26 protein-coding genes are annotated in these 26725 nt (G+C 75.3%); 11 read left to right on the top strand and 15 right to left on the bottom strand.

Translation table 11 applies throughout. The annotated features are described in order from the left end of the window. Positions 1-110: 110 nt before the first annotated feature. Positions 111-1310 (top strand): cysteine desulfurase family protein, encoded by a 1200-nt coding sequence (locus AC1VL8_RS15905; protein ID WP_483075830.1) that lies wholly within the window; start codon positions 111-113, stop codon positions 1308-1310. A gap of 221 nt (positions 1311-1531) precedes the next feature. Here the strand turns inward: AC1VL8_RS15905 and erpA are convergent, their stop codons facing one another. Both erpA and AC1VL8_RS15915 read right to left on the bottom strand, forming a co-directional pair. Further along, the gene (gene erpA / locus AC1VL8_RS15910) at positions 1532-1882 is read right to left on the bottom strand and encodes an iron-sulfur cluster insertion protein ErpA (RefSeq protein WP_389229856.1); all 351 of its coding nucleotides are present in this window, start codon (positions 1880-1882) and stop codon (positions 1532-1534) included. Positions 1883-2058: 176 nt separating this feature from the next. Continuing rightward, a complete protein-coding gene (locus AC1VL8_RS15915; protein WP_483075831.1) occupies positions 2059-3354 on the bottom strand; it encodes a glycerate kinase in 1296 nt (431 codons plus the stop codon). A gap of 74 nt (positions 3355-3428) precedes the next feature. Between AC1VL8_RS15915 and nadA the strand changes: the two genes are divergently transcribed. After that, entirely contained in the window at positions 3429-4643 is a 1215-nt protein-coding gene (gene nadA, locus AC1VL8_RS15920) for a quinolinate synthase NadA (protein ID WP_483075832.1), read from the top strand. Positions 4644-4677: 34 nt separating this feature from the next. After that, positions 4678-5259 (top strand): DJ-1/PfpI family protein, encoded by a 582-nt coding sequence (locus tag AC1VL8_RS15925; protein WP_389229864.1) that lies wholly within the window; start codon positions 4678-4680, stop codon positions 5257-5259. 98 nt (positions 5260-5357) lie between these two features. Here AC1VL8_RS15925 and AC1VL8_RS15930 read toward each other — a convergent pair whose 3' ends face one another. After that, positions 5358-6764, bottom strand: coding sequence for a M20/M25/M40 family metallo-hydrolase (locus tag AC1VL8_RS15930; protein ID WP_483075833.1), 1407 nt, complete (start codon positions 6762-6764; stop codon positions 5358-5360). 32 nt (positions 6765-6796) lie between these two features. Here AC1VL8_RS15930 and AC1VL8_RS15935 point away from each other — a divergent pair, with 32 nt between their 5' ends. Both AC1VL8_RS15935 and AC1VL8_RS15940 read left to right on the top strand, forming a co-directional pair. Beyond that, positions 6797-7411 carry a DUF3043 domain-containing protein gene (locus tag AC1VL8_RS15935; RefSeq protein WP_389229869.1) on the top strand — a complete coding sequence of 205 codons (615 nt, stop codon included), beginning with the start codon at positions 6797-6799 and terminating at the stop codon, positions 7409-7411. 31 nt (positions 7412-7442) lie between these two features. Then, entirely contained in the window at positions 7443-8453 is a 1011-nt protein-coding gene (locus AC1VL8_RS15940; protein WP_483075834.1) for an aldo/keto reductase family protein, read from the top strand. An 87-nt stretch (positions 8454-8540) separates the two neighbouring features. Here AC1VL8_RS15940 and AC1VL8_RS15945 read toward each other — a convergent pair whose 3' ends face one another. The 5 genes from AC1VL8_RS15945 to yczE all read right to left on the bottom strand — a co-directional run bounded on the left by AC1VL8_RS15945 (position 8541) and on the right by yczE (position 12084). Beyond that, positions 8541-9044 carry an LppA family lipoprotein gene (locus tag AC1VL8_RS15945; protein WP_483075835.1) on the bottom strand — a complete coding sequence of 168 codons (504 nt, stop codon included), beginning with the start codon at positions 9042-9044 and terminating at the stop codon, positions 8541-8543. Positions 9045-9103: 59 nt separating this feature from the next. Further along, a complete protein-coding gene (locus AC1VL8_RS15950) occupies positions 9104-9670 on the bottom strand; it encodes an LppA family lipoprotein (RefSeq protein WP_483075836.1) in 567 nt (188 codons plus the stop codon). After that, positions 9667-10581 (bottom strand): alpha/beta hydrolase, encoded by a 915-nt coding sequence (locus AC1VL8_RS15955; RefSeq protein ID WP_483075837.1) that lies wholly within the window; start codon positions 10579-10581, stop codon positions 9667-9669. The genes AC1VL8_RS15950 and AC1VL8_RS15955 overlap by 4 nt, the downstream gene beginning before the upstream one ends. Before the next feature lie 145 nt (positions 10582-10726). Beyond that, positions 10727-11293, bottom strand: coding sequence for an LppA family lipoprotein (locus AC1VL8_RS15960; RefSeq protein WP_483075838.1), 567 nt, complete (start codon positions 11291-11293; stop codon positions 10727-10729). A gap of 113 nt (positions 11294-11406) precedes the next feature. Further along, complete coding sequence (yczE, locus tag AC1VL8_RS15965; protein ID WP_483075839.1) at positions 11407-12084, bottom strand: membrane protein YczE; 678 nt, start codon at positions 12082-12084, stop codon at positions 11407-11409. Between the two features lie 61 nt (positions 12085-12145). On the opposite strand from yczE, the gene yczR reads away from it, so the two are divergent. After that, positions 12146-13648 carry a MocR-like transcription factor YczR gene (yczR, locus tag AC1VL8_RS15970; protein WP_483075840.1) on the top strand — a complete coding sequence of 501 codons (1503 nt, stop codon included), beginning with the start codon at positions 12146-12148 and terminating at the stop codon, positions 13646-13648. A gap of 6 nt (positions 13649-13654) precedes the next feature. Here the strand turns inward: yczR and AC1VL8_RS15975 are convergent, their stop codons facing one another. Genes AC1VL8_RS15975 through AC1VL8_RS15990 form a run of 4 tightly spaced genes read right to left on the bottom strand, consistent with a single transcriptional unit; the run spans position 13655 to position 15756 of the window. Continuing rightward, positions 13655-13897 carry a hypothetical protein gene (locus AC1VL8_RS15975; RefSeq protein ID WP_483075841.1) on the bottom strand — a complete coding sequence of 81 codons (243 nt, stop codon included), beginning with the start codon at positions 13895-13897 and terminating at the stop codon, positions 13655-13657. Further along, positions 13897-14964, bottom strand: coding sequence for a quinone-dependent dihydroorotate dehydrogenase (locus tag AC1VL8_RS15980; protein WP_483075842.1), 1068 nt, complete (start codon positions 14962-14964; stop codon positions 13897-13899). The genes AC1VL8_RS15975 and AC1VL8_RS15980 overlap by 1 nt, the downstream gene beginning before the upstream one ends. Positions 14965-14974: 10 nt before the next feature. Further along, complete coding sequence (locus AC1VL8_RS15985; RefSeq protein WP_483075843.1) at positions 14975-15400, bottom strand: hypothetical protein; 426 nt, start codon at positions 15398-15400, stop codon at positions 14975-14977. After that, a complete protein-coding gene (locus AC1VL8_RS15990) occupies positions 15400-15756 on the bottom strand; it encodes a hypothetical protein (protein WP_389229904.1) in 357 nt (118 codons plus the stop codon). Before AC1VL8_RS15990 ends, AC1VL8_RS15985 begins: the two co-directional genes overlap by 1 nt. Positions 15757-15796: 40 nt before the next feature. Here AC1VL8_RS15990 and AC1VL8_RS15995 point away from each other — a divergent pair, with 40 nt between their 5' ends. Beyond that, a complete protein-coding gene (locus AC1VL8_RS15995; protein WP_483075844.1) occupies positions 15797-17290 on the top strand; it encodes a leucyl aminopeptidase in 1494 nt (497 codons plus the stop codon). Positions 17291-17416: 126 nt separating this feature from the next. Here the strand turns inward: AC1VL8_RS15995 and AC1VL8_RS16000 are convergent, their stop codons facing one another. Further along, positions 17417-17803, bottom strand: a complete 387-nt coding sequence (locus tag AC1VL8_RS16000; RefSeq protein WP_389229910.1) for an oxidoreductase — start codon at positions 17801-17803, stop codon at positions 17417-17419. A gap of 216 nt (positions 17804-18019) precedes the next feature. On the opposite strand from AC1VL8_RS16000, the gene lpdA reads away from it, so the two are divergent. The 3 genes from lpdA to AC1VL8_RS16015 all read left to right on the top strand — a co-directional run bounded on the left by lpdA (position 18020) and on the right by AC1VL8_RS16015 (position 23364). Further along, the gene (lpdA, locus tag AC1VL8_RS16005; protein ID WP_483075845.1) at positions 18020-19405 is read left to right on the top strand and encodes a dihydrolipoyl dehydrogenase; all 1386 of its coding nucleotides are present in this window, start codon (positions 18020-18022) and stop codon (positions 19403-19405) included. A 32-nt stretch (positions 19406-19437) separates the two neighbouring features. Next, entirely contained in the window at positions 19438-21189 is a 1752-nt protein-coding gene (gene sucB, locus AC1VL8_RS16010; protein WP_483075846.1) for a 2-oxoglutarate dehydrogenase, E2 component, dihydrolipoamide succinyltransferase, read from the top strand. Between the two features lie 201 nt (positions 21190-21390). Beyond that, positions 21391-23364, top strand: a complete 1974-nt coding sequence (locus AC1VL8_RS16015; protein WP_483075847.1) for a glucoamylase family protein — start codon at positions 21391-21393, stop codon at positions 23362-23364. Between the two features lie 73 nt (positions 23365-23437). On the opposite strand, the gene AC1VL8_RS16020 is transcribed toward AC1VL8_RS16015, so the two are convergent. After that, positions 23438-24499 (bottom strand): LacI family DNA-binding transcriptional regulator, encoded by a 1062-nt coding sequence (locus AC1VL8_RS16020; RefSeq protein WP_483075848.1) that lies wholly within the window; start codon positions 24497-24499, stop codon positions 23438-23440. Positions 24500-24596: 97 nt separating this feature from the next. Here AC1VL8_RS16020 and AC1VL8_RS16025 point away from each other — a divergent pair, with 97 nt between their 5' ends. Beyond that, on the top strand, positions 24597-25484 hold the full coding sequence (locus AC1VL8_RS16025; protein WP_483075849.1) for a TIGR01777 family oxidoreductase: 888 nt from the start codon (positions 24597-24599) through the stop codon (positions 25482-25484). 198 nt (positions 25485-25682) lie between these two features. Here AC1VL8_RS16025 and AC1VL8_RS16030 read toward each other — a convergent pair whose 3' ends face one another. Beyond that, positions 25683-26717 (bottom strand): Gfo/Idh/MocA family protein, encoded by a 1035-nt coding sequence (locus tag AC1VL8_RS16030; RefSeq protein WP_483075850.1) that lies wholly within the window; start codon positions 26715-26717, stop codon positions 25683-25685. Positions 26718-26725 lie beyond the last annotated feature (8 nt).

Genomic DNA, 26725 nt, shown 5'->3' on the forward strand with positions numbered 1-26725 from the left:
GACCCGCGTTTCGGGACCGTGAGATGACGCAGTGTCATCTGGATCACGTCCGCAGGTGCTCCACCGGCCGCGCACGGAACCGCCACCGGTCGGGCCGCTACCGTGCTCGGGTGACCGACGCCGCCCCGCCCCCGATCCCCGCCGCGGCCCGGGACGCCCGCGTCCTGCTGGACGCGGGCGGGCGCGCCCCGGTGCTGCCGGCCGCGCGGGAGGCGTTCCTCGCCGCGCTCGACGAAGGCTGGGCGGACCCCCGCCGGCTGCACACCGAGGGTCGACGCGCCCGGGCGCTGCTCGACGGCGCCCGGGAGGCGGTGGCCGCGCTCGTCGGGGCCCGCACGGAGGAGGTCGACCTCGCGCCGTCGCACACCGCGGCCCTGCACGGGGCGGTCCGCACCGTCGCCCGCGGGCGCCGCCGCACCGGGAGCGCGGTGGTCGTCTCCGCGGTCGAGCGGATGGCCGTCCTGGACGCGGCGGACGTCGCGGTCGGCGGCGACCGGCCGACCGGCGACCCGGGTGAGCGTCGCACCGTCGGGGTGGACGCCGCCGGCCGGGTCGACCCGGAGGCGTTCGCCGACGCGCTGCGGTCCCCCGGCGTCGCGCTCGCCGCGCTGCAGCACGCCAACGGCGAGGTCGGCACGCTCCAGCCGGTCGCGACCGTGCACGCCGCCGCGCGCGCCGCCGGGGTGCCGCTGCTGGTCGACGCCGGCTCCTCGTTCGGGCACGTGCCCGTCGGACCGGAGTGGGACGTGCTGACCCTCGACCCCGGCGACGTCGGCGCGCTGCCCGGCGTGGCGGTGCTCGTCACCCGGGCGGGCGTGCGCCGCTCCCCCGTCGGCCCGACCGACGAGGACCGCTGGTTCCCCGGCGGCGTGTCGGTGCCCGCCGCGCTCGCCGCCGCCGTCGCGCTCCAGGTCGCGGCCGCCCGCGCGCACGCCGGACCCGACCCGCGGGTCGCGCTCGTCGACCGGCTGCGGGCGCGGGTCGCCGCCGAGGTCCCCGAGGTCGACGTCGCCGGCCCCGCGACCGGACGACTCCCCCACGTGCTGACGTTCTCCTGCCTCTACGTCGACGGGGAGGCCGTCGTCACGGCACTGGACCGGGCCGGGTTCGCCGTCGCGTCCGGGTCCGCGTGCACGTCCGCCACCGAGGAGCCCAGCCACGTCCTCGCGGCGATGGGCGCCCTCACCCAGGGGAACGTGCGGCTGACGCTGCCGGTCGGCACGACGACCGCGGACGTCGACCGGTTCTGCGCCGTCCTCCCGGGCGTGGTCACCGAGCTCCGCCGCGCGGCGGGCCTCACCGACCTCTGACGCGCACCCGCGCCCTGCGGTGCGGGGTGGATCCACCCGGGCCTGGTGTGGACCGATCACGGCGACTCACCGCGGCGCGCCGCTCCGGATGGATCCACCCGGGGATGGAGCGGGGTCTGGAGCGGGGGCGGGGGCGGGGTCTGGAGCGGGGGCGGGAACTGGGGGGACGCGCGAGAGCCCCGGACCGGTGACGGTCCGGGGCTCTCGGAGGGCGGGAGCGGTCAGGCGAACGAGCCGCCGCACGCGCAGCTGCTGCCGGCGTTCGGGTTGTCGATCGTGAAGCCCTGCTTCTCGATGGTGTCCGCGAAGTCGATCGTCGCGCCGTCCAGGTACGGGACGCTCATCCGGTCCACGACGACCTCGACGCCGCCGAAGTCCACCAGCGCGTCGCCGTCGAGCACGCGCTCGTCGAAGTACAGCTGGTAGATCAGGCCCGAGCAGCCGCCGGGCTGGACCGCGATGCGCAGACGCAGGTCGTCGCGACCCTCCTGCTCGAGCAGGCTGCGGACCTTGTCGGCCGCGAAGTCGGTGAGCTGGACGCCGTGCGTCGCGGTCTCGGTGGTCTCGCTCATGGATGTCTCCCGTGTCTCGGCTCGGTCGCGGACGCACGCTCGCCGCGTGCGCGCCGCGGGACGGTCGCGTCCAGCACAACCGCACCCCCGCGTGATCTGTTCCCAATGTACGCCCGGAGTCGGGCGGCACCACGGGACCGGCGCGGCCGTGCGCGGGGCGCGTGGGCGGCGCCCGTTCAGCGCGACCAGGTCCGGGCGATCCGCGGGACCCGCGCCCGCAGCGCGGCGGTCGGGTCGGCCTGCCACCGCTCGACGTCGCCGGGGCCCTCGAGCACCGCGAACCCGCCGGCGACCCCCGCGGCGCCCCAGTCGCGGCGGCCGGTGCGCAGCTGGGCCGCGAGGGCGACGACGGGCACGCCGAGCGGCAGCGCCGCGGCGGCGACCGAGCCGACCACCCCGTCCTCGAGCGCGAGCCCGTCGAGCACGCCGGTGCCGGTCACGACCAGGTCGGCCTCGGCGACGCGCCCCGCGAGCCCGACGACGTCCGCGACCCACGCCGCGCCCGGCAGCAGGCGCGCGCCGAGCAGACCGAGCGCGTACCCGGCGCCGCCGCCCGCCCCGGATCCGGCGGCCAGCGCGGCCCTCGACCCCGGCGCGCGTCGCGCACCGCCGCCCGGGCCGGTCGTCGCACCCGCCGTGGCACCGGTCGTCACGCCGGACCCGAGCAGGTCCCGCCGGCCCGTCGACCCGGCCGCCGCGGCGGTGGCGTGCACGAACGCCGCGACCGCGCGCTCGACGTCCTGCGCCGCCGCGGCGTCCGCGCGCCCGCCCTCGACCAGGTCCGCGGACGCGCCGCCCATCCCGAGCAGCGGCAGGTCGTGCGCGTGCAGCGCCACGAGGTCCCGCCCGGCGAGCGCGGCCCGCAGCGCGGCCAGCTCCTGCAGGTCGGCCTCGCGGAGCCCTGCGGCGGCGTCGACCCCGCGTGCCGCGCCCGCAGGCACGGCACCGAGCGCGGCGAGCAGCCCGGCGCCGGCGTCGTGCGCGACCGTCCGCCGCCCGCCCAGCCCGACGACCACCCGGCCCGCCCCGGTGTCGAGGGCGGCGGCGAGCAGCGTCCCGAGGCCCGCGGAGGTCGTGGCCGTCACGGGCAGGGCCGCCGGGTCCGCCGCGCCCAGCGCGAGCGCGCCGTCGACGTACGCCGTCCGCGCGCCCGACGGCTCGGTCAGCACCAGCACCGCACCCGGGACCACCGCGCCGTGGGCGTCGGTCGTGGTGACCGACAGCAGCTCCCCGCCGCGGGCCGCGCGCACCGCGTCGAGCAGGCCCGGACCGCCGTCGGACAGCGGCAGCGGCTCCAGGACGTCGTGGGGCGCGACCGTGCGCCAGCCGTCGGTGACCGCCGCGACCGCCTCGGCTGCCGTGAGCGCGGGCCAGGGGTCCGGGGCGGGCGAGGTCGACGGGCTGCCGCCGAGCGCCGCCGGGACGTCGTCGGGGCGCGCGTCGAACCGGCCGGGGGCGACGAGGACGTGCACGCCGGCGATCCTCGCACGCCCCCGTCGGGCCGGCGGTGGTGCGGGTCCCGGCCGCCGCCCGGCGTCGCTGTGGGATGATCCTGCGCGTGACGCTGCTCGATCCCCCGGTGACCTTCGCGGAGCCCGCCGCCTCCGCCCTCCTGCTGCTCGGCCAGGGCACGGACCTGGCGTCCGAGCGCGGCGTCGAGTGCGTCGGCGGCCTGCCCGCCGCGAGCGACCCCGACCTCGTGGAGCGGGCCCGTGCCGCACGCGCGGACCTGGGCGACCGGGCGTTCGTGCTCGGCCACCACTACCAGCGCGACGAGGTCATCGACTTCGCCGACGTCACCGGCGACTCCTTCAAGCTCGCCCGCGAGGCGGCGGCGCGCCCCGACGCCGAGTTCATCCTGTTCTGCGGGGTGCACTTCATGGCCGAGTCGGCGGACATCCTCACGTCCGACACCCAGCAGGTGGTGCTGCCGGACCTGGCGGCGGGCTGCTCGATGGCCGACATGGCCGCCATCGACCAGGTCGAGGACGCCTGGGACGTGCTGGTCGAGGCCGGCATCGCGCAGGACACCGTGCCCGTGACCTACATGAACTCGACGGCCGCGATCAAGGCCTTCACCGGCCGGCACGGCGGCACCGTCTGCACGTCCTCCAACGCGCACGTCGCACTGCGCTGGGCGTTCGACCAGGTCGGCGGTGTCGACGGCACCGGCAAGGTGCTGTTCATGCCCGACCAGCACCTCGGCCGGAACACCGCCGTGCTGGCGCTCGGCATCCCGCTGGACGCGTGCGTCGTGTTCGACCCGCGCAAGCCGAACGGCGGCCTGACCACCCAGCAGCTCCGCGACGCGCGGATGATCCTGTGGCGCGGGCACTGCTCGGTGCACGGGCGGTTCTCGGAGCAGAACCTGCTCGACGTGCGCGCGGCGGTCCCGGACGTCACCGTGCTGGTGCACCCCGAGTGCAAGCACGAGGTCGTCACCGGCGCAGACATGGTCGGGTCGACGGAGTACATCATCCAGGCCCTGGACGCCGCGCCCGCGGGGTCGGCGTGGGCGATCGGCACGGAGCTCAACCTGGTCCGCCGCCTCGCCGCCGCGCACCCGGACAAGCAGATCTCGTACCTCGACTCGACGGTCTGCTTCTGCTCGACCATGAACCGCATCGACCTGCCGCACCTGGTCTGGGCGATGGAGTCGCTGCGGGACGGCCGGGTCGTCAACCGGATCGTCGTGGACGCCGACGACGCGCACTGGGCGCGCGTCGCGCTCGACCAGATGCTGGCGCTGCCGGGGTACTGACCTCGACCGCACCGCGCGTGAGGGGGGATCGCACGTGAGCACCGGGAACCCGCTGCGGGTGGGGGTCGTCGTGTTCGACGACGCCGAGGAGCTGGACGTCGTCGGCCCGTACGACGTGCTGGCCGCGTGGGCGGCGATGTCCCCGCTGCGCCCCGAGGTGGTGACGTTCTCCGCCGACGGGGCCGGCGTCCGGTGCGCGAAGGGGCTGCGGCTGGTGCCCGACACGTCGCGCGACGAGGTCGGTCCGCTGCACGTCGTCGTGCACCCGGGCGGGCGCGGGACCCGGCTGCTGGCGCAGGACGCCGACCACCTCGCCTGGGTCCGCACGGTCCGGGCGACGACGCCGCTGATGACGTCGGTGTGCACCGGGGCGCTCGTCTACGCGGCCGCGGGCCTGCTCGCGGGGCGACCCGCCACGACCCACTGGGCCGCGCTGGGCGAGCTCGCCGCGCTCGACCCGAGCGTCATGATCGACACGGAGGCCCGCTTCGTCGACGACGGCGACGTGGTGACGTCCGCGGGCGTCTCGGCCGGCATCGACATGGCGCTGCACCTCGTGTCCCGCCTGGAGTCGCCCGCGGCGTCCGCGGCCGTCCGCCGCCAGATCCAGTACTGACCCGGGGGCGTGCAGCCGACCGGCGCGAGGTGGAATGGCCCTGCGCGACACGCCGGGCGCGTCGGGCAGGACCACTCCACCCCTGCGGGAGGGACCCGTCAGGCCGGGCGGGCCAGGCCGGTCAGCAGGAGGGCCTCGGCGAGGACGACCTTCTCCAGCTCACCCAGGTGCACCGACTCGTTGGCGCCGTGCGCGCGGGAGTCCGGGTCCTCGACGCCGGTGACCAGGATCGCCGCGTCGGGGTAGACCTCGAGCAGGTCGGCGATGAACGGGATCGACCCGCCGATGCCGATGTCGACCGGCTCGGTGCCCCAGGCGTCCGCGAACGCCCGGCGCGCCGCCTGCATGGCCGACGAGTCGGCGGGGGCCTGGAACGGCTTGCCGAGCTCGCCGTCGCGCACGGTGACGCGGGCGCCGAACGGGGCGTGGCCCTCCAGGTGCGCGCGCAGCGCGGCGAGCGCGGCGACGGGGTCCTGCCCGGGAGCGATCCGCATCGACAGCTTCGCGGTGGCCTTCGGGGCGATGGTGTTCGACGCGGTCGCGACGCGCGGGGCGTCCAGGCCGATCACGGCGATCGTCGGGCGGGTCCAGAGCCGCGCGGTCAGCGGGCCGGTCCCGGCGAGGGCCACGCCGTCCAGCACGCTCGCGTCGGCGCGCAGCGCCGCCTCGTCGTAGTCGACGACCGGGTCGGCGGCGGACACCAGGCCCTGGACCGCCACGTCACCGGCGTCGTCGTGCAGCGTCGCGATCAGGCGGGACAGCAGCGTGACGGCGTCCAGCACCGGGCCGCCGAACATGCCCGAGTGCACCGCGTGGTCGAGCACCGCGACCTCGACCTCGAGGTCGACGAGCCCGCGCAGCGACGTGGTCAGCCCGGGGACGCCGACCTTCCAGTTCGACGAGTCGGCGACGACGATGACGTCGGCGGCCAGCAGGTCCCGGTACGTGTGCAGGAACCGGGTGAACGACGGCGACCCGATCTCCTCCTCGCCCTCGACGAAGACGGTGACGCCGACGCCGAGCTCGTCGCCGAGCACCCGCAGCGCGCCGAGGTGCGCGACCACGCCGGCCTTGTCGTCCGCCGCGCCGCGCCCGAACAGGCGGCCGTCGCGCTCGGTGGGCTCGAACGGGTCGGTGTCCCAGTCCTCGCGGGCGCCGGGCGGCTGCACGTCGTGGTGGGCGTAGAGCAGGACGGTCGGGGCGCCGGCGGGGGCGGGCCGGCGGGCGACGACCGCGGGCGCCCCCGGGGTGCCGTCGGGGCGCTCGACGGAGAGCACCTGGACCTCCGGCAGGCCGGCCTCGCCGAGCAGGCGGGCGACGTGCTCCGCGCTGGCGGCGACGTGCGCCTGGTCGAAGTCGCCGTTGGAGACGCTCGGGACCCGGACGAGGGCCTCGAGGTCCGCGCGGACGCCGGCGAACGCGTCGCGGACGCGGGCGCGCAGGTCGGCGACCACGGCGGGGTCGGTCACGGACGGGGACGCGGTGGTGGGCGTGGGCTCTGTCACGGATCGCCACGCTACTCGACTACTCTGGAGCGGTGTTCGGACGCAGCAAGGACAGCACCGCGCAGGCGGACTCCACGCCCCTGACCCCCGAGACCCCCGGCATGGTCGAGGTCCCCGGGTCCAAGAAGGGTCGCCCGACGCCCAAGCGCAGCGTGGCGGAGGCCGCGAACCGGCGCCCCCTGGTGCCCGCCGACCGCAAGGCCGCCGCGAAGGAGGCCCGTGCGACCCAGCGCGTCGAGCGGGACCGCCAGTACGCCGCCATGCAGACCGGCGACGAGCGCTACCTGCCGGCCAAGGACAAGGGCCCTGTCCGCCGGTACGTCCGGCAGTACGTGGACGCCCGCTGGAGCCTCGGCGAGCTGTTCCTGCCGGTCGCGATCGTCATGCTGCTGCTCAACATGCTGCTCACGGGCATCAGCGCGGAGCTCGCGTTCCTCGGCCTCGTGCTGCTGTACGTCTTCATCATCGCGATGGTCGTGGACGTCGTCATCATGTGGCGCCGGCTGCGCAAGAAGCTGACCGCGAAGTTCGGCGCCGACGCGGCGGGCCAGCGCGGCCTGATGATGTACGCGATCACCCGCGTGTTCCAGATCCGCCGCGCCCGCCTGCCGAAGCCGCAGGTCAAGCACGGCGACTACCCGGAGTAGCGCAGCCCGCCGACCGGCCTAGGGTGGTGTCATGGTCAACTACCGCCACCTGGGCCGCTCCGGCCTCAAGATCTCCGAGATCACCTACGGCAACTGGCTCACGCACGGCTCGCAGGTCGAGAACGACGCCGCGACCGCCTGCGTCCGGGCCGCCCTCGACAACGGCATCACGTCGTTCGACACCGCCGACGTGTACGCGAACACGGTCGCCGAGGAGGTGCTCGGCGAGGCCCTCAAGGGCGAGCGCCGGCAGTCCCTCGAGATCTTCACGAAGGTCTACTGGCCGACCGGCCCCAAGGGCCCGAACGACACCGGCCTGTCGCGCAAGCACATCATGGAGTCCATCGACGGCTCCCTGCAGCGCCTCCAGACCGACTACGTCGACCTCTACCAGGCGCACCGCTACGACCACGAGACGCCGCTCGAGGAGACGATGCAGGCGTTCGCCGACGTCGTCCGTTCCGGCAAGGCCCTCTACATCGGCGTCAGCGAGTGGACCGCGGACCAGATCCGCGCCGGCCACGCGCTGTCGAAGGAGCTCGGCTTCCAGCTCGTCTCCAACCAGCCGCAGTACTCCGCGCTGTGGCGGGTCATCGAGGAGCAGGTCGTCCCGGCGTCCGAGGAGCTCGGCCTCTCGCAGATCGTCTGGTCCCCCGTCGCGCAGGGCGTGCTCACCGGCAAGTACAAGCCCGGCCAGCCGCTGCCCGAGGGCTCCCGCGCCACGGACGAGAAGGGCGGGGCGCGGATGGTCAAGTCGTTCCTCGACCGCCCGAACGTGCTCCAGCGCGTCCAGGACCTGAAGCCGATCGCCGACGAGCTCGGGCTGTCGCTCGCGCAGCTCGCGGTGGCGTGGGTGCTCCAGAACCAGAACGTCGCCGCCGCCATCATCGGCGCGTCCCGTCCCGAGCAGGTCGTCGAGAACGTCAAGGCGTCCGGCGTCGAGATCCCGGCGGAGCTGCTGACGCGGATGGACGAGATCCTCGGCGACGCCGTGGTGACCGACCCCGAGGAGACGGCGAAGAACTCGCCCACCTCGCGCTGACACTGCGCGGGTACGACGTAGGGCCGGTCCCCTCGGGGGCCGGCCCTACGTCGTACTCGTCCCGGGGCCGGTCGGCCGCCTCGCCGGTCAGCCACCCAGCGGCGACGGGCGCTCGTACTCCTCGCCGGGGACGGCGCCCCCCTCGTGGCAACCGGTGGACACCGACAGGATCGTGTTCACGGCCATGCCGAACCTGTACTGACCGCCGTACGCGTCCTGCCCGACGAGCTCCAGGTCGTCGGGCCGGTCCACGAGCGTCGTCACGTCGTCGAACCCGTACCGCTCGCCGACGCCGCGCACCACCTCCGCGGACGCGCGCCAGGACGCGGGGTCGAGCGTGCCCGGGGCCCAGAGCCCGACGAGGTTGAGGCTCTCCGCACGGTCCGGCGTCACGTCCTCGACGCACCCCGACCGCGTCAGACCGACCCCGTCGCCCTCGACCTGCCACGCGAGCCCGGGCAGCTCGGCCTCCACGGCGGCGACCATGTCGCGCTCCATCGCCTCGTAGCGGTCGAGGACCTCCTCCATCGAGGGCCGTCCGTCCAGCGTCACCGGGTCCGCTCCCCCGGCGAACGCGGCGAGCACGGCCACGGCGGCGGCGACGAGAGACGCCCGAGCGCGTTGCCCACCGGCTCCAGCGCCGCGCGCCGTCATCCGACGATCGGCGACGGTCGCTCGTAGTCCCCCGACGGAACCGTCTCCCACTCGTGGCAGCCCGTGGTCACCGACAGGATCGTGTTCACCGCCATGCCGAACCGGTACCGACCACCGAACCCGTCCTCCCCGATGACGATCCGGTCCTCGTCCCGGTCGACGACGGGCGTCAGGTCGGTGAACCCGTAACCGCGGCCGACCTCCTCCACGATCTCGACCGCACGGTCCCAGTCCTGGCGTGCGGGAGTCCCGTCCGCAGCGTGCTTGAGCATGCTGACCTTCTCACCCGTCGGGCTCGCCCCGTCGTCCCCGCAGCCGGACCGGACCATGCCCATGCCGTCGTCGTTCGCACGCCACTCGAGACCCGGGAGCTCGGCGGCCAGCCCCGCGACCATGTCACGCTGCATCGCGTCGTAGCGGTCGAGGACGTCCTCCATCGGCGGTCGCGTGCTCACCGTCGTCACCTGCTCTCGTTCGTCGTCGTTCACGTCGCTCCGTCCGCAGCCGACAAGGACGAGTACCAGCAGGAGGCTGATACCCAGAATCCGATCCGGGCGCGTCATCGTGTCCACGGCACGGGCCAGGTCAGCACGTCACCGAGGCCGCGCCCGTCGTCGCGCACCATGCGCTCGGACGTGCCGGCGACGACGGCTGCGATGTTGTGCTGGCTCGTCGTGTCGGCTCGCAAGTACGCGGAATGCCCCGTGGACTCGGCGAGCGACCGACCATCGACAGCCGATTCCTCGGCTGAGAGGCCTTCGATGCCACCGACGTGACTGGGGTCGAGCCCGAAGCGCTGCAGGTCCGCGACGACGTCGTTGCGCGCCTCGATCCGGAAAACCTGGCCTTCCGGGACGTGGAGCTCGCCAATCTCTGATATCCCCATGCCCGGCGAGCCGAAGATCACCGCGGAGTCCACCCCCGTCTGCTCCCGCAACGCGTACCCGGTGGTCGTCGAACCGTAGGAATGTGCGACTGCTGTGAGGTGCGGATCGACCGATCTCGAGGCGTCGACACCGCGATAGAAGTCGGCGAGTCGGACGGCACCCTGTTCCGCGGCTGCAGGGCTGACTACCGATCCTCCGCCCAGGTCGTAGACCTTTGACATCTGCGGTGCCTCGTAACCCAGCCAGGACACAGTGGCGACCGACCCGCCGTCACCGTAGAGCTCGGACTCGTCCCTCGCCGTCTCCCAGAGCGCTCGCATGCTGTCGTCGTACCGGGAGAGATCCTTCTGCACCGTGGTGCCAAGACCGGGTGTGAAGACTGCAACGTGATCGGCGGAGTCGACATCCCCGACCGCGACGGCAGCCATCAGTTCTCGGGACCCGTCGATGTCCAGCACCAACAACTGGCGGTTATCTCGCCCGATCACGATCTCGATCTCATCAAGTCCCTGAATCTTGCTCAGGACGAGCGCCAGTCGCGCGTCGTCGTTGGTGAACGTCCCGCCGATCCTGGCCGCCCGGCGCATCCAGGTGCGCGCTCACCCTACCCAGCGGCAGCCCGTCGGATGCCGATATCCACAGGCCGGCCCCGGCAACGGTCGTCAGCCGCAGCCTGCGCGTGGCCCGACGGTCCCGTGCTCGTCCCGCTGAGGGAGTCGGCGTCCCGTCCCGTCATCCGACGATCGGCGACGGTCGCTCGCCGCCCTCGGCGGGGACGGCGTCCCACTCGTGGCAGCCCGTGGTCACCGACAGGATCGTGTTCACCGCCATGCCGAACCGGTACCGACCACCGAAACCGTCCTCCCCGATGATCTCGAGGTCGTCCGGCCGGTCCACGACCGTCGTCACGCTGCCGAACCCGTACCGCTCGCCGACCGACTGGACGACCTCCACCGACCGGTGCCAGTCCGCGGGGTCCAGCGTGCCGGGCGCCATGTGCTTGAGCAGGCTCACCTCCTCCGCCGTGTCGCTCGCGTCCTCGTCGGCGCAGCCCGCGCGGACGAGCCCGAGCCCCCCGGAGTTCACCTCCCAGGTCAGTCCCGGCAGCTGCTCGTCGAGCGCCGCGACCATGTCGCGCTCCATCGCCTCATAGCGGTCCAGCACCGACTCCATCGAGGGCCGGACCGCCTGCGAGCCGGACGGCGACGGCCCTGCCTGGTCTCGTCCGGGCCCCGCGCAGGAGGCGACGACCGTCGCGAGCAGCGCGAGCGCACCCCACCGGGCCGTCACCGTCCGCATGCGGTGCACCGTGTTCCCCCTGCTCAGCATGGTCGCCCGAGGAGTCCGGGCGGCGCCCACCCTACCGAGCCGACGCCGGTCGGACGCCGCTCCCGACCACCGGAGACCGCGCGTCAGCCCCGCGCCCGGACCGGCACGGTCAGCCGCGGCAGCAGCACGTGGACGAGCGGCCCGATGCCGAGGGCGTAGGCGATGGTGCCGACGCCGACGGTCCCGCCGAGCAGCCAGCCCGCGGCGACCACGACCACCTCGATGCCGATCCGCACCGGTCCGATCGGCCAGCCGGTCCGCCCGACCAGGCCGGTCATCAGGCCGTCGCGGGGTCCCGGGCCGAGGCGCGCGCCGATGTACAGGCCGCCGGCGACGCCGTTGAGCACGATGCCCGCGGCGGTCAGCGCGATCCGCGACCAGAGCGGCAGGACCTCCGGGAGCAGGTCCATCAGGGCGAGGAACGGGTCCACCAGCACGCCGATGACGAGCACGTTCGCGACGGTGCCGATGCCGGGGCGCTGCCGCAGGGGGATCCAGCACGCGAGGACGAGCACGCTGATGACCAGGGTGACGCTGCCGAACGACCAGCCGACCTGCTTCGAGATGCCCTGCGTGAGGACGTCCCAGGGCATGTTGCCCAGTGCGGCGTGCACGAGCATCGCCATCGACAGGGCGTAGAGCACCAGGCCGGCGAGCAGCTGGGTGCCGCGACGGACGGCGCGGGGGTCGGGCGAGTCGGCCGGGGCCGGCGTGGCGGTCACCGGGTCGGTCCCGGAGGTGGCATCGAGTTCAGCGGACATGGCCTCAGTCTCGACCCGAAGTGGCCTTCCATTCGATAGCCACTTGCGCAAGAGTGGCCTCATGTCCTCGCTCCTCGTCCCCGACCGCCGGATCGGCGGCACCGGCCTGGCCGCCGTCCTGGGGCAGTGGCGGCGCCCCGGCCCCGCCTACGCGGCGCTCGCCGACGCCGTCAGGCGGGCCGTGCTCGCCGGCGACCTCCCGCTCGCGACCCGCGTGCCCGGCGAGCGGGAGCTGGCCGCCGCGCTCGGCGTCTCCCGCACCACGACGACCGGAGCGTACGGGCTGCTGCGCGAGGAGGGGTACCTGCTCAGCCGCCAGGGCTCCGGCACGGTCACCGCCCTGCCCGGCGACTCCCCCGGCCGGCCGGCGCGGACGAGCCCGACCGCCCCGCGACCCGCCCCCGCACGGTCCGCCCACCAGCCGCTCGCCCCGGACGGCCTCGTGGACCTGACCATCGCCGCGTGCGCCGCCCCGGCCGCCCTGCACGACGCGGTGGCTCGCGCGGTCGAGGAGCTCCCCCGGCACTGCGGGCACGGCTACCTCCCGCTGGGCCTCGACGCGCTGCGGGCCGCGATCGCTGACCGGTACACCGCCCGCGGCACGCCCACCCGGCCCGAGCAGGTCCTCGTGACGACCGGCGCGCAGCACGCGATCGCGCTGCTGATGGGCACGCACGCCGGCCCGGGCGACCGCGTCGTCGTCGAGCAGCCGACCTACCCGCACGCCATCGCCGCCGTGCGGGCCGTCGGCGCCCGCCCCGTCCCGGTGCCCACCGGCCGCGGCGGCACGGACCTCGACCTGCTCGAGTCCACGGTCCGGCAGGTCGCCCCGCGGCTCGTCTACCTGATCCCGGACCACCACAACCCGACCGGCGCCAGCCTCGACGCCGAGGGCCGGGCCCGGGTCCGCGACCTGGCTCGCCGCACCGGGACGGTGGTCGCGGGCGACGAGGTGCTCACGGACCTGACCCTCGACGGCCCCGCGCCCGCGTCCTGGTCGGGCGACGGCACCTCGCCGCGCGTCGTCGCGATCGGGTCGATGTCGAAGAGCTGGTGGGGCGGCCTGCGGGTCGGCTGGCTGCGCGGCCCGGCCGAGCTGGTGACCCGGCTCGGCTACGCCCGCCGCAGCGCCGACCTCGGCACCGCCGTGATCGACCAGCTCGTGGCGACCGAGCTGCTCCGGCTCGGCGACGCGCCCCTGGTCGAGCGGCGCGACCAGCTGCGCGCGAGCCGCGACCTGCTCGCCGGGCTGCTGGCCGACCGGCTGCCGGGCTGGCGGTTCAGCGTGCCGCCCGGCGGTCACACGCTGTGGGTCGACCTCGGCGCCCCCGTGTCGTCGGCGCTCGCCTCGCTCGCGCTCGCGCACGGGGTCCGCGTCGCACCCGGCCCGGCGTTCGGGGTCGACGGCGGGCTGGAGGACCGGCTGCGGCTGCCGTTCACCGCCGAGCCGGACGAGCTGCGCCGCGCGGTCGACGGCCTCGCGCTGGCGTGGGCCGCGCTGGGGCAGCCGGGCGTCGCCGACACGGGGGCGTTCGGGGCCTCCGCCCCGGGTGCCCTGGTCTGACGCCGGTCAGGCGCGCGGCGCCCCGGACACCTGCTCCGGCACGACCGCGAGGTCGTGCACCGGCGCGACGGGCGCGCCGTCGTTGCGCAGCGCGGCGGTGCGCACCCCCTGGTCGCGCAGCGCGCGCCACTGCGCGCCGAGCCACTCCTCGGCGTCGTACCGGGTGGTGAACACCGGCGAGACCGGGCGGTCCAGGACCGTGCCGTTCGCGGCGACCAGCTCCCACGCCCAGTGGGGCTGCAGCACCATCAGGCGGTCCGCCGGGTCGCGCGGGTCACACGGGTCGCTGCGGCGTCGCGGGCCAGCGCCCGGCCGATCCGCGACGCCCAGAACGGCCCCTCGTAGATGAACCCCGTGTACCCCTGGACGAGGTCGGCACCGGCGGCCAGGTACGCCCGGGCGTCGGCCGGCGAGGTGACGCCGCCGACCCCCACGACCACGGCGTCCGCACCGAGGCGGTGCCGCAGCCGGGCGACCACGACCAGTCCCCGGTCCAGCAGCGGCGGGCCCGACAGGCCGCCCTCGCCGAGGTCGTGCGCGATCGTCGTGTTGACCGCGACCACGCCGTCCAGGCCGAGCTCGAGCACCAGGTCCGCGACGGCGTCCACGTCCGCGTCCGCGAGGTCCGGGGCGATCTTCACGAGCAGCGGCACCCGGGGGCGGCGTGCGGTGGCCGCCGACTCGTCCGCCGCGGCGCGGGCTGCCTGCAGGATCGGGCGCAGCGCGTCGACCGACTGCAGGTCCCGCAGCCCCGGCGTGTTCGGGGAGGACACGTTGACCACGAGGTAGTCGGCGTACGGCGCGAGGTGCCCGGCGCTGGTCGCGTAGTCGTCCGCGGCGTCCTCGGGCGGGGTCACCTTCGTCTTGCCGATGTTCACGCCCACGACGAGCGCGCGCCCCGCGGGCGTCGAGCGCAGCCGCTGCAGCCGCCGGGCGACCGCGACGGCGCCCTCGTTGTTGAAGCCCATCCGGTTGCGCAGCGCCCGGCGGTCGAGCACGCGCCACAGCCGCGGGGCCTCGTTGCCCGGCTGCGGCCACGCGGTGACCGTGCCGACCTCGACGAACCCGAAGCCCAGCATCGTCAGCCCCGGGACCCCGACGGCGTTCTTGTCGAACCCTGCCGCCACGCCGAACGCCGACGGGAACGTCCGGCCCAGGACCTGGACGGCACCCGTGGTCGGGGGCGCGAACGCGGAGCGCAGCACGCCGTTGACGACGGGCACGCGGGCGGCGACGCGGATCGCCCCGAACGCGAGGTGGTGCGCGCGCTCGGGGTCCATGCGGGCGAAGACCGTGCGGAAGAGGAGGTCGTACACGTCGACCAACCTACTGGCCGGCGGGGCGCGCGGGGCGGGACCCGGTGCGCCGGAGCCACGCGAGCCCGAGGAACGGCAGCACCAGCGGCACGTACCCGTAGCCCTGGCCGAACACCGACCACACGGTCTCGTCGGGGAAGTCCCCCGCGTCCAGCACCGAGAGCGTCCCGACGACCAGCACGCCCGCGAGCTCCACCAGGACCGCGGCCCACGCGACCCGCCGCCAGTCCTGCGCGAGGGCGACCGTCGCGACGACGTAGACGGCCCCCGCCAGCGCGGACAGCAGGTAGGCGAGCGGCGCCTCGTCGAACTTCTCGGCGATCTGGAACGCGGCACGGGCGGTCGCCGCGAGGGCGAACACGCCGTAGACGGCCACGAGCACGCGGCCCGGACCGGACGCGGTGCTGCGGCGGGCCGGCTGTGCGGGCGCGGTCATCAGGACCCCCAGGTCTGGTTCAGGCGGAGCTGCAGGAACGCGACGGCGACGGCCGCCACGACGAGCACGACGGAGGACCACCGGCTGCGCTCGGCGAACGCCCACAGCGCGGCGGCCGGCAGCAGGACGAGCTGCGTGACCACATAACCCCAGAACACGAGGGGCTCCGCGGGCTCGGCGCCGGTCGCCTGCCGGACGCCCGCGACGACCGCCTGCAGGAGCATCAGCCCCTCGACGACGGCCGCGCCCCACAGCTGGCGGAGCACCACGGCGCGGTCCCGGACCGCGAACCACCCGGACCAGCCGGCGAGCAGCAGGGCCGCCGCGGCGACGGCGTAGAGGAGGGGCGGAGTCACGGGGTCCCACGGTACCGGTCGCACCGATAGCATCGCCTGCGTGCCCCGAGTGACTCTGACCTCCGCGAACCCCACCCGCCAGACCGCCGACGCCCTCGTCGTCGCGGTCGCCAGCAGCCCGGACGGCCCCCGCGTCGTCGGTGCCGACTGGCTGCCGACCGAGATCGCGACCCAGGTGTCCGACCTGGCCGGCGTGCTCGGCATCACCGGCGCGACCGACGAGGTCCGCCGGCTGCCCGCCGCGGGCCGGCTCGCCGCGAAGGTCGTCGTGCTGACCGGCGTCGGCGCGCTCGAGGAGCGCACCACCCCCGACGCCGAGACCCTGCGCCGGGCCGCCGGCGCCGCGCTGCGCGAGCTGACCGGCACCGCCTCGGTCGCCGTGGCCCTGCCCGCCGAGGACCTCACGCAGCTGACCGCCGTCGCCGAGGGCGCCCTGCTCGGCGCCTACGCGTACACCCGCTACCGCACCGGCGACGCCGACGCGGCGGTCGCGGAGATCGCGGTGCTCACCCCGCGCGCCCGGGACAAGGCCGCCGCGAAGGCGCTCGCCCGCGCCGAGGTGCTGGCCGCCGCCGTGCACGGCGTGCGCGACCTGGTCAACGCCGCCCCGAACGACCTGTACCCCGCCGCGTTCGCCGACGCCGCGAAGACCGCGGTCAAGGACGCCGGCGCCAAGGGCGTGAAGATCACCGTCCTGGACGAGAAGGCCCTCGCGGCCGGCGGCTACGGCGGCATCCTCGGCGTCGGCCAGGGCTCGGCCCGCCCGCCGCGCCTGGTCAAGGTCTCCTACACGCCGTCGCGACCGGCCGCGAAGGTCGCGCTCGTCGGCAAGGGCATCACGTTCGACTCCGGCGGCATCTCCATCAAGCCCGCCGCGGGCATGGAGGCGATGAAGTCCGACATGGCCGGCGCCGCCGCCGTCCTGCACACCGTCGTCGCCGCCGCCCGGCTCGAGCTGCCCGTCGCCGTGACCGGCTGGCTGTGCCTCGCGGAGAACATGCCGTCCGGCACGGCCCAGCGCCCGTCCGACGTCATCACGATCCGCGGCGGCAAGACGGTCGAGGTGCTGAACACGGACGCCGAGGGCCGCCTGGTCATGGCGGACGGCCTGGTCGCCGCCGTCGAGGAGAAGCCCGACGTCGTGCTCGACATCGCGACCCTGACCGGCGCGCAGCTGGTCGCGCTCGGCCCGCGGGTGTCCGCGGTCATGGGTGCCGAGGGCCCGCGCACCGAGGTCGTCGACGCCGCCGAGGCCGCGGGCGAGCAGTTCTGGCCGATGCCGCTGCCCGCCGACCTGCGCGCCGGGCTGAAGTCGAAGGTCGCGGACATCGCGAACATCGGGGACCGGTTCGGCGGGATGCTCAGCGCCGGCCTGTTCCTGCAGGAGTTCGTCGGGACGACGCCGTGGGCGCACCTCGACATCGCCGGTCCCGCGTTCAACGAGAAGGCCGCGTTCGGGTACACCCCCGTCGGCGGCACCGGCGTGGGCGTCCGCACCCTGCTCGCGCTGCTCGAGGCCCGCGCGGAGCGCTGACCCGACCGCCGCAGCGCCGAAGTAGGTCCGCCGCGTCGAGACAGGACCCCCGGGTGCCCTGTCTCGGCGCGGCGGTCCTGTCTCGGCGTCGCGCCGTGCGGGTGGGCTCGCGCCGGGCGGGTGGCGTCAGCGGGGGTCGACGGCGCGGCGGGCCGCGCGCTCGCGCTGGGCACGCTGGCGCTCGATGCGCTGGCGGCTGTTCCAGTCCCGCATCCGCTGCGGGTAGCCGGTGCGCTGCACGTCGTAGACCGGGATCCCGAGGGTCCGGGCGATCTCGTACCCCGCCTTCGCGTCCGGGACGCGGCGCCGGGTCCACTCCCCGTCCGTGGCGATGAGCATGAGGGTCGTCTGCGTGACGTTGGTCTGCGGCTCGAGGTAGGCCTCGACCCCGACCCGCGTCGCGGTGAACTCGCGCAGGTGCGCCAGCGTCTCCTCGCGGGCGGCGCGGCCGGTCGGCGGCGCGTCGGCGGCCACGGGATCGGCGCTGCGGCGGCGGCGGGAGAACAGACCCATGCCGGGAGGGTAACGGCGCTCCCTGGACGCGCGCTGGGATTCACCCGGGAGGCCCAGCGTCGCTCGCGACGGCACCGGCCGGACAAGACATGGGATGACTGTTCCCAGAATCACACGTCGCGGCCCGTCATCTGGGTCGTCGGGCCCAGAGGGAGATGACAAGATGGGCCACGGACAACCGCGTCCCACCACTGCCTGCGCCGGAGGAGTCAACACGTGTCCGACACGACCGGGTCCGCTTTCGACATCGTCGTCCTGGGCGGAGGGAGCGGCGGCTACGCGGCCGCGCTCCGTGGCGCCCAGCTCGGCCTGAGCGTCGCCCTCATCGAGGCCGACAAGGTCGGCGGCACCTGCCTGCACAACGGGTGCATCCCGACCAAGGCCCTGCTGCACGCGGCGGAGCTGGCCGACAACGCCCGCGAGGGTGCGCACTTCGGCGTGCACACCGAGCTCACGGGCATCGACATGAACGGCGTCAACGAGTACAAGGACTCGGTGATCGCCCGCCTGTACAAGGGCCTGCAGGGCCTCATCAAGTCCCGCAAGATCACCGTGTTCGAGGGCTACGGCAAGCTCGTCGCCCAGGACACCGTCGAGGTGAACGGCGAGCGCGTCACCGGCCGCCACGTGATCCTCGGCACCGGCTCCTACGCCCGCTCGCTGCCCGGCCTCGAGATCGGCGGCCGCGTGCTCACCTCCGACCAGGCCCTGAAGATGGACTTCGTCCCGAAGTCCGCGATCATCCTCGGCGGCGGCGTCATCGGCTCGGAGTTCGCGAGCGTGTGGAAGTCGTTCGGCGCGGACGTCACGATCATCGAGGCGCTCCCCCACCTGGTCCCCAACGAGGACGAGGCGCTGTCCAAGGCGTTCGAGCGCGCGTTCCGCAAGCGCGGCATCAACTTCAACCTGGGCGTCCGGTTCTCCGGCGTCACCCAGGACGACTCCGGCGTGCACGTCTCGCTGGAGGACGGCAAGACGTTCGACGCCGACGTGCTGCTGGTCGCCGTCGGCCGCGGCCCGCGCACCGCGGACCTCGGCTACGAGCAGCAGGGCCTGACCCTGGACCGCGGCTTCGTCCTCACGAACGAGCGCCTGCACACCGGCGTCGGCAACATCTACGCCGTCGGCGACATCGTCCCGGGCCTGCAGCTCGCGCACCGCGGCTTCGCCCAGGGCATCTTCGTCGCCGAGGAGATCGCGGGCCTCAACCCGCAGCCGATCGTCGAGTCGGGCATCCCCCGCGTCACCTACTCCGACCCGGAGGTCGCCTCGGTCGGCCTCACGGAGGCCAAGGCCAAGGAGGTGCACGGGGCCGACGCGATCGAGACCCTGGAGTACAACCTGGGCGGCAACGGCAAGAGCCAGATCCTCGCGACGCAGGGCTTCGTCAAGCTCGTGCGCCAGAAGGACGGCCCCGTCGTCGGCGTCCACATGATCGGCGCCCGCGTCGGCGAGCTCATCGGGGAGGGCCAGCTCATCGTGAACTGGGAGGCCTACCCGGAGGACGTCGCGCAGCTCGTGCACGCCCACCCCACGCAGAACGAGGCTCTCGGGGAGGCGCACCTCGCGCTCGCCGGCAAGCCGCTGCACGCCCACAACTGACCACACGAACTTCGAAGGAGGCACGAGCGGTCATGTCCGACAACGTGCAGCTTCCCGCTCTCGGCGAGTCCGTCACCGAGGGCACCGTCACCCGCTGGCTCAAGAACGTGGGCGACCGCGTCGAGGTCGACGAGCCCCTGCTCGAGATCTCGACCGACAAGGTCGACACCGAGGTCCCGTCGCCGTTCGCCGGCGTGCTCGAGGAGATCCTCGTGGCCGAGGACGAGACCGCCGAGGTCGGCGCCGTCCTCGCCGTGATCGGCGACGGCTCCGGCTCGGGCTCCGCGCAGGAGACCCCGGCCCAGGAGACCCCGGCCGAGCAGGCCGAGGCCCCCGCCGACACGCAGGGCGAGAGCTACGCCGACCCGGCCCCCGAGGTCGAGGCCGCCCCCGCGCAGGAGCAGGCCGCCCCGGCCGCCGACTCCGGCTCCGGCTCCGGCGACGGCCAGCAGGTCGTCCTCCCGGCGCTCGGCGAGTCCGTCACCGAGGGCACCGTCACCCGCTGGCTCAAGGCCGTCGGCGACTCCGTCGAGGTCGACGAGCCCCTGCTCGAGATCTCGACCGACAAGGTCGACACCGAGGTCCCGTCGCCGTTCGCCGGCACGCTCCAGGAGATCCTGGTCGGCGAGGACGAGACCGCCGAGGTCGGCGCCCCGCTCGCGGTGATCGGCTCGGGCTCCGGCTCGGCCGCGCCGGCCGCGTCCGCCCCCGCCGAGGCCGCCCCGGCCGCGGCCCCGGCTCCGGCCCCGAAGGAGGAGGCGCCCGCCGCCACCCCCGCCCCGGTGCCCGCGCCGAAGCAGGACGCCCCCGCTGCGGCTCCGGCCGCTGCTGCTGCCCCCGCGCCGCAGGCCGGCGGGTCGTACCTGACCCCGCTGGTCCGCAAGCTGGCCGCCGAGAAGGGCGTCGACGTGGCGACCCTGACCGGCACCGGCGTCGGCGGCCGCATCCGCAAGGAGGACGTCCTCGAGGCGGCCGAGAAGGCGGCGCAGGCCGCGAAGGCCGCCGCCCCGGCGCCCGCCGCGACCCCGTCCGCGGCCCCGGCGTCGAAGGCCGTCGAGCCCTCGCCGCTGCGCGGCACCACGGAGAAGGCCAGCCGCCTGCGGCAGGTCATCGCCGAGCGCATGGTCGACGCCCTGCACAGCCAGGCGCAGCTGACCAGCGTGGTCGAGGTCGACGTCACCAAGGTGGCCCGGCTCCGCGCGAAGGCGAAGGACTCCTTCAAGGCCCGCGAGGGCGTCAACCTCACGTTCCTGCCGTTCTTCGTGCAGGCCGCGGTCGAGGCGCTCAAGGTGCACCCGAAGATCAACGCGGTGCTCGAGGGCAAGGAGATCACCTACCACGGCTCCGAGAACGTCGGCATCGCGGTGGACACCGAGCGCGGCCTGGTCGTGCCGGTCATCCGCGACGCGGGCGACCTCAACCTGGCGGGCATCGGCCGCAAGATCGCCGACCTGGCCGGGCGCACCCGCGCCAACAAGGTCACCCCGGACGAGCTGTCCGGCGCGACCTTCACGGTGACGAACACCGGCTCGGGCGGCGCGCTGTTCGACACGCCGATCGTCCCCGGCGGCACCTCCGCGATCCTCGGCACCGGCGCGATCGTCAAGCGCCCGGTCGTCATCAAGGACGCGGACGGCGAGGAGGTCATCGCGATCCGGTCGATGTGCTACCTGGCCCTGTCGTACGACCACCGCCTGGTCGACGGCGCCGACGCGTCGCGGTACCTCATGACCGTGAAGCAGCGGATCGAGGAGGGCGCGTTCGAGGCCGAGGTCGGCCTGTAGACCGTGCGCTGAGCGCTCGACCGACGCCCCGGTGACCCTCGCGGTCGCCGGGGCGTCGGCGTACCCGGTGTCGGGCGGGCGGCGTCGGGCGGGCGCGGGGTCGGGGCGTTGCCGGGAGCCGGATGCGCGGGTACGGTGCTGGCGCTCTTTCGACAACGGGTGTCGAAATTTCGGCGCCCCCGGATCACGAGGACGTGCCCGATGCGAGAAGCACCCGACGCCGCCGACCGGCGTCACCCCGACTCCCCCGCGCCCGCCGCGGACCGGCCCACCCCGGGTCCCGCACCCCGGCACCGCCGCGCCCGGTCGGTCGCCGCGCTCGGGCTCGCCGCCGTGCTGGCCGGCACCGGCGCCGCGCTGGTCCCCGCCGCGGCGGCGGTCCCCGCGGGCGGCGGTCCCGGCCACGGCGGGCCCGGTCACGGCGGCCCGGGTCACGGCGGGCCCGGTCACGGGCAGGTCGACGAGGGCCTGCTGCGCACCTGGCTGGCCGACACCTACACGTCGCTCGACGCGATGACCGACCCGGCGACCGGCCTGGTCGCGGACAACATCGAGGGTGCCCTCGACCCCGCGACCGCCAGCGCCTACACCTCCCCGACCAACATCGGCGGCTACCTCTGGTCGACGGTGGTGGCCCGCGACCTGGGGGTCATCGACGCGGACGACGCCCGCGCGCGGCTGACCACCACGATCGACACCCTGCAGACGATGGACCGGCACGACGCCAGCGGCATGTACTACAACTGGTACGACCCGGCCACGGGCGCCCGCGTGGACACCTGGCCGGACGACGGCGCACCCGTCGAGCACTTCCTCAGCTCCGTCGACAACGGCTGGCTGGCCGCGGCGCTGCGCGTGGTCGCCGAGGCCGAGCCGACCCTCGCCGACGAGGCCCGCGGGCTCTACGACGGCATGCACTTCGGCGTGTACTACAACCCCGAGGGACGGCCCGACCTCGGCGTCGGCCTGATCCGCGGCGGGTTCTGGGACGAGGAGCCGTCCGGCTGCTCGGTCCCCGGGAACTACACCGGCGGCGACACGGTCTTCTACACCTGCCACCACTACGACACCACGGTCTCCGAGACCCGGATCGCCCTGTACCTGGGCATCACCGACGGGGAGATCCCGCCCGAGGCGTACTGGGGCACCTACCGCACCTTCCCGTCGACGTGCGACTGGAGCTGGCAGGAGCAGCGGCCGAGCGGCGTCACGCGCACCTACGACGGCGTCCCGGTCTACGAGGGCGTCTACCACGACGGCGACACCGCGCTGGTGCCCGGGTGGGGCGGCTCGATGTTCGAGGCGCTGATGCCCGACATGCTGGTGCCGGAGTCCGAGTGGGCCCCGCGGTCCTGGGGCGTCAACCACCCGCTGGTCGTCCAGGCGCAGCAGCGCCACGGCCTCGAGGTCGCCGGCTACGGGTACTGGGGCTTCTCCCCCGCCAGCAACCCGTTCGGCGGGTACGCGGAGTACGGGGTCGACTCGCTCGGCATGCGCTCCGACGGTTACCTGTCCGACGGCGAGACCGACGTGGACGCCGGGTTCGCCGGCTGCCGCGAGGGCACGAACCCCGACCCCGAGTTCGGCGACGGCGTCGTCACGCCGCACGCCGCGTTCCTCGGGCTGGAGTACGACCCGCGGGGCGTCGTCCAGAACCTGACGAAGCTGCGCGACGAGCTCGGCGCCTACGGGCCCGGCGGGTTCTACGACGCCGTGGCCGTCCGGTCCGGCACGGTCGCCGAGCGGTACCTCTCGCTCGACCAGGCGATGGTCGTCGCGGCGATCGGCAACTACCTCGACGACGGCGCGCTGCGCGACTACGTGACCGACGACGAGATGGAGCAGCGCCTGCGCCCCGTGCTCGAGCAGGAGGTGTTCTCCTCCGCCGCCGAGCCCGTCGTGCCCGCGGTCACCGACCCGGCGCCGCGCCGACCGGTCCGCAGCATCGCGACGCTGTCCGGTACCGCCGAGCCCGGCGCGCACCTGACCGTCACCGGCGCCGACGGCGCCCCGTGGTGCACCGCGGAGGTGGACGCCGACGGCGCGTGGACCTGCACGCTCGCCACCCCCGTGACCCAGCGCGGCGCCCACCGCGTCACCGCCGCGACCACCAACGACGCCGGCATCACGACCACGTCCGACCGCATCACCCTGGTGGTGGCCGGCCGCCGCTGACTGCAGCCCCGGGTGGATCCACCCTGCCCGACACGCCGGGTGTGGCGGACAGGGTCCTTCCACGCCGCCCGGCTCACGCGCGGGGTGGATCCACCCGGGGAGGGAGGGCGGCCGGGGGCGTGGACGAGGCCCGCGGGACCAGCGTCGTGGCGAGCTCGACGTGGGCGGGGCCCGGGTCGGAGGTCCGGGCCCGGTGGACCAGGGTGACCGCGGCGTCGCCCATCTCCGTCAGCGGCTGCCGGACCGTGGTCAGGGCGGGGTCCAGCCACGCCGCGACCGGGACGTCGTCGAACCCCACCACCGACAGGTCCTCCGGCACGCGCACACCGTGCTCCCGGGCCGCGCGCAGCACGCCGATCGCCGTGTCGTCGCTCGCCGCGAACACGGCCGTCGGCGGGTCGTCGAGGCGCAGCAGCACCTCCGCCGCGCGGAACCCCGCGTCCACCCCGTACGCCCCGCCGCGCACCAGCTCCTCGTCGACCGCCAGACCCGCGCGGATCAGCGCCGTCCGGTAGCCCGCGAGCCGCGCCACCGCGTTGTCCTGGTCCTGCGGCCCGGTGATCGTGGCGATCCGCCGGTGGCCGAGCGCGATCAGGTGGTCCGTCGCGTCGAGGCCCCCGCGGAAGTTCGTCGCGCCGACCACCCGCAGCCCGTCGTCGCCGCGGACCTGCGGGTCGACGACGACCAGCGGCACCCCGGCCCGGTCGAGGTCCGCGCGGGAGCCCGCGTCCGGCACGCCCACCACGCTCACCAGGCCGTCGGTGCCCCGGGCGAGCGCGTGCCGCACCCACGTCCCGCAGGACGCCGGGTCGGCGTCGGGGTCGACGGTCACCACCAGGTCCGCGCCGAGCCGCCGGGCGGCCCGGGCCGCGCCCCGGACCACCGCCTCCGCCCAGGTCGAGTCGAGGTCGTGCATCCGCAGGTCCACGAACCCCGTCCGCCGGCTGCCGGACGGACGCACCGCGTAGCCGTGCCGGGCGAGCACGGTGGTCACCCGCTCCCGGGTCGGCGCGGCGACGTCCGGCCGGGAGTTCAGCACCTTCGAGACCGTGGGCACCGACACACCGGCGTCCGCCGCGACGACGGACAGCGGGGGCAGGGACCCGGCTCGGGCGCGGTCGGCCTCGTCGTCCATGACCAGCGATGGTAGGGCGCCGGGCGCCCCCTGGTCGGCCCGCACGCGGTCGCGCGTCACCGGGCGTTCCCCAGGTCCCGGCCGTAGGGTCGGGCCCATGATCGTGGTGCTGGCGGGATCGAGCGGGCTGATCGGGACGGCGCTCGCGGAGCGGCTGCGCGCGGAGGGGCACGCGGTACGCCGCCTGGTGCGCCGGCCGCCTCGCGGGCCCGAGGAGCGCACCTGGGACCCCGACGCGGGCGTGCTGGACCCGGTCGCGCTCGCCGGCGCGGACGCGGTCGTGAACCTCGCCGGCGCCGGCGTCGGCGACAAGCGGCTGACCCCGGCCCGCAAGCGCGTCGTGCTCGAGTCCCGCACCCGGACCACCGGGCTGCTCGCGCGGACGGTCGCCGGTCTCGACACGCCGCCGCGCGTGCTCCTCCAGGGCTCCGCGACCGGTGCGTACGGGTACCGCGGCGACGAGGTCGTCACCGAGCAGACCCCCTACGGCGACAGCTTCCTCGCCGGGGTGGTCGAGCAGTGGGAGGCGGCCGCCGCTCCGGCGGTCGCGCACCCGGACGTCCGGGTGGCGTTCCTGCGGACCGGCATCGTGCTGGCGCCCTCCGGCGGGGCGCTCGGGAAGCTGCTGCCGCTGATCCGGCTCGGGCTCGGCGGTCCGATCGGGTCGGGTCGGCAGTTCTGGAGCTGGATCACGCTCGAGGACGAGGTCCGCGCGATCCTGCACCTGCTGGACGCGCCCGTGAGCGGGCCGGTCAACCTGGTCGCCGAGCCCGCGACCCAGATCGACCTCGTGCGCGCCCTCGCCGAGCGTCTGCACCGGCCCGCGGTGCTGCCCGTGCCGGGGTTCGCGCTGCGGCTGGCGCTCGGGCAGTTCTCCGACGAGATCCTCGGCTCGCTGCGCGCGACGCCCGCGGCGCTGACCGCGAGCGGCTTCGCACACCGGCACCCGACCCCCCGCGACGCGGCGGCCGCGATCCTGCGCTGACCCGCGCGGCCCGCACGCACCCCGCGCCCGCCGCACCCCGCACCCCGCGCCGCCACCCCCCGGGCGCCGACGAGAGGTCACGACACGCTGACGCGAGGACGCACGCACTCGCGTGTCGTGACCTCTCGTTGCACGGCGGCGGGCGGGGGCGGGTGCACGCGGGTGGGTGCGGCGCGGCGTCGCGAGGCGCGGCGCGGATCAGTGCGGGAGGGTGACCGCGCGGTGCTCGCGGGCGGAGACCCGGGCGGCGTCGAGCACGCGGGCCGTGACCACCGCGTCGGCGGGGTCGACGGGCACGTCCCCGCCGGCGCGGACCCAGGCGTCGACCGCCCGGTAGAAGTCGGGGTGCCCGCCGGGGGCGCGCGGCACGGGGACCCGCTCGTCGCCGCGCACCAGCCAGCCCTCGTGCCCGTCGTCCGCCGCGTCGAGCACGGAGAACGGGCTGGCCTCGCCCTCGAAGCTCGTCACGAGGTACGCGCCCCGGTCGCCGAGCACCCGGGTCCGCGGTCCGGGCGCGCCGACGAGCGCGCCGGCCTGCAGGTGGCTGATGACGGCGGTGCCGTCGGGCTGCGCGACGTGGGTGAGCGCGAGGAACACGTCGTCCTCGGCGGGGGTGGTCAGTGCGCGGAGCTCGGCGTGCACGCGCTCGACGGGGCCGAACAGCTGGACCGCGGAGTCGACGAGGTGGGCGCCGAGGTCCAGCAGCAGACCGCCGGCCCGGGTGTCGTTCTCCTTCCAGCGGTCCTGCGGGACGGGGCGCCACCGCTCCCAGCGGCGCTCGAACCGGTGCACCCGGCCGAGCTCGCCGGCGGCGAGCAGGGCCCGCAGCGTGATCTGCTCCGGGTCCCACCGCCGGTTCTGGAACACCGTGAGCCGGCCACCGGCGTCGGCGCCGAGCCGCGCGAGGGCCGCGGCCTCGTCGGCGGAGGTGGCGAGCGGCTTGTCGACGACCACCGGCAGCCCGGCGGCCAGCGCCAGGGTGACGTGCTCGACGTGGTCGCCGGTCGGGCTGGCGACGACGACCACGTCGAGCTCGGCTGCGTGGGCCAGCAGGGCGGCGACGTCCGGGTCGACGGCCGCGCCGGACCAGTCGTCGCGGACGGTCGCCGCCCGCTCGGGGTTCCGGGTGACGACCCGCACCACCCGGGCGCCGACCTCCCGCAGCAGCCGGGCGTGGATCCCCCGCCCGGCGGATCCGTATCCGACCAGTCCCACCCGCAGCGCGTCCGTCATGCCTGCCA

It is taken from the genome of Cellulomonas sp. KU4C (assembly GCF_056868065.1).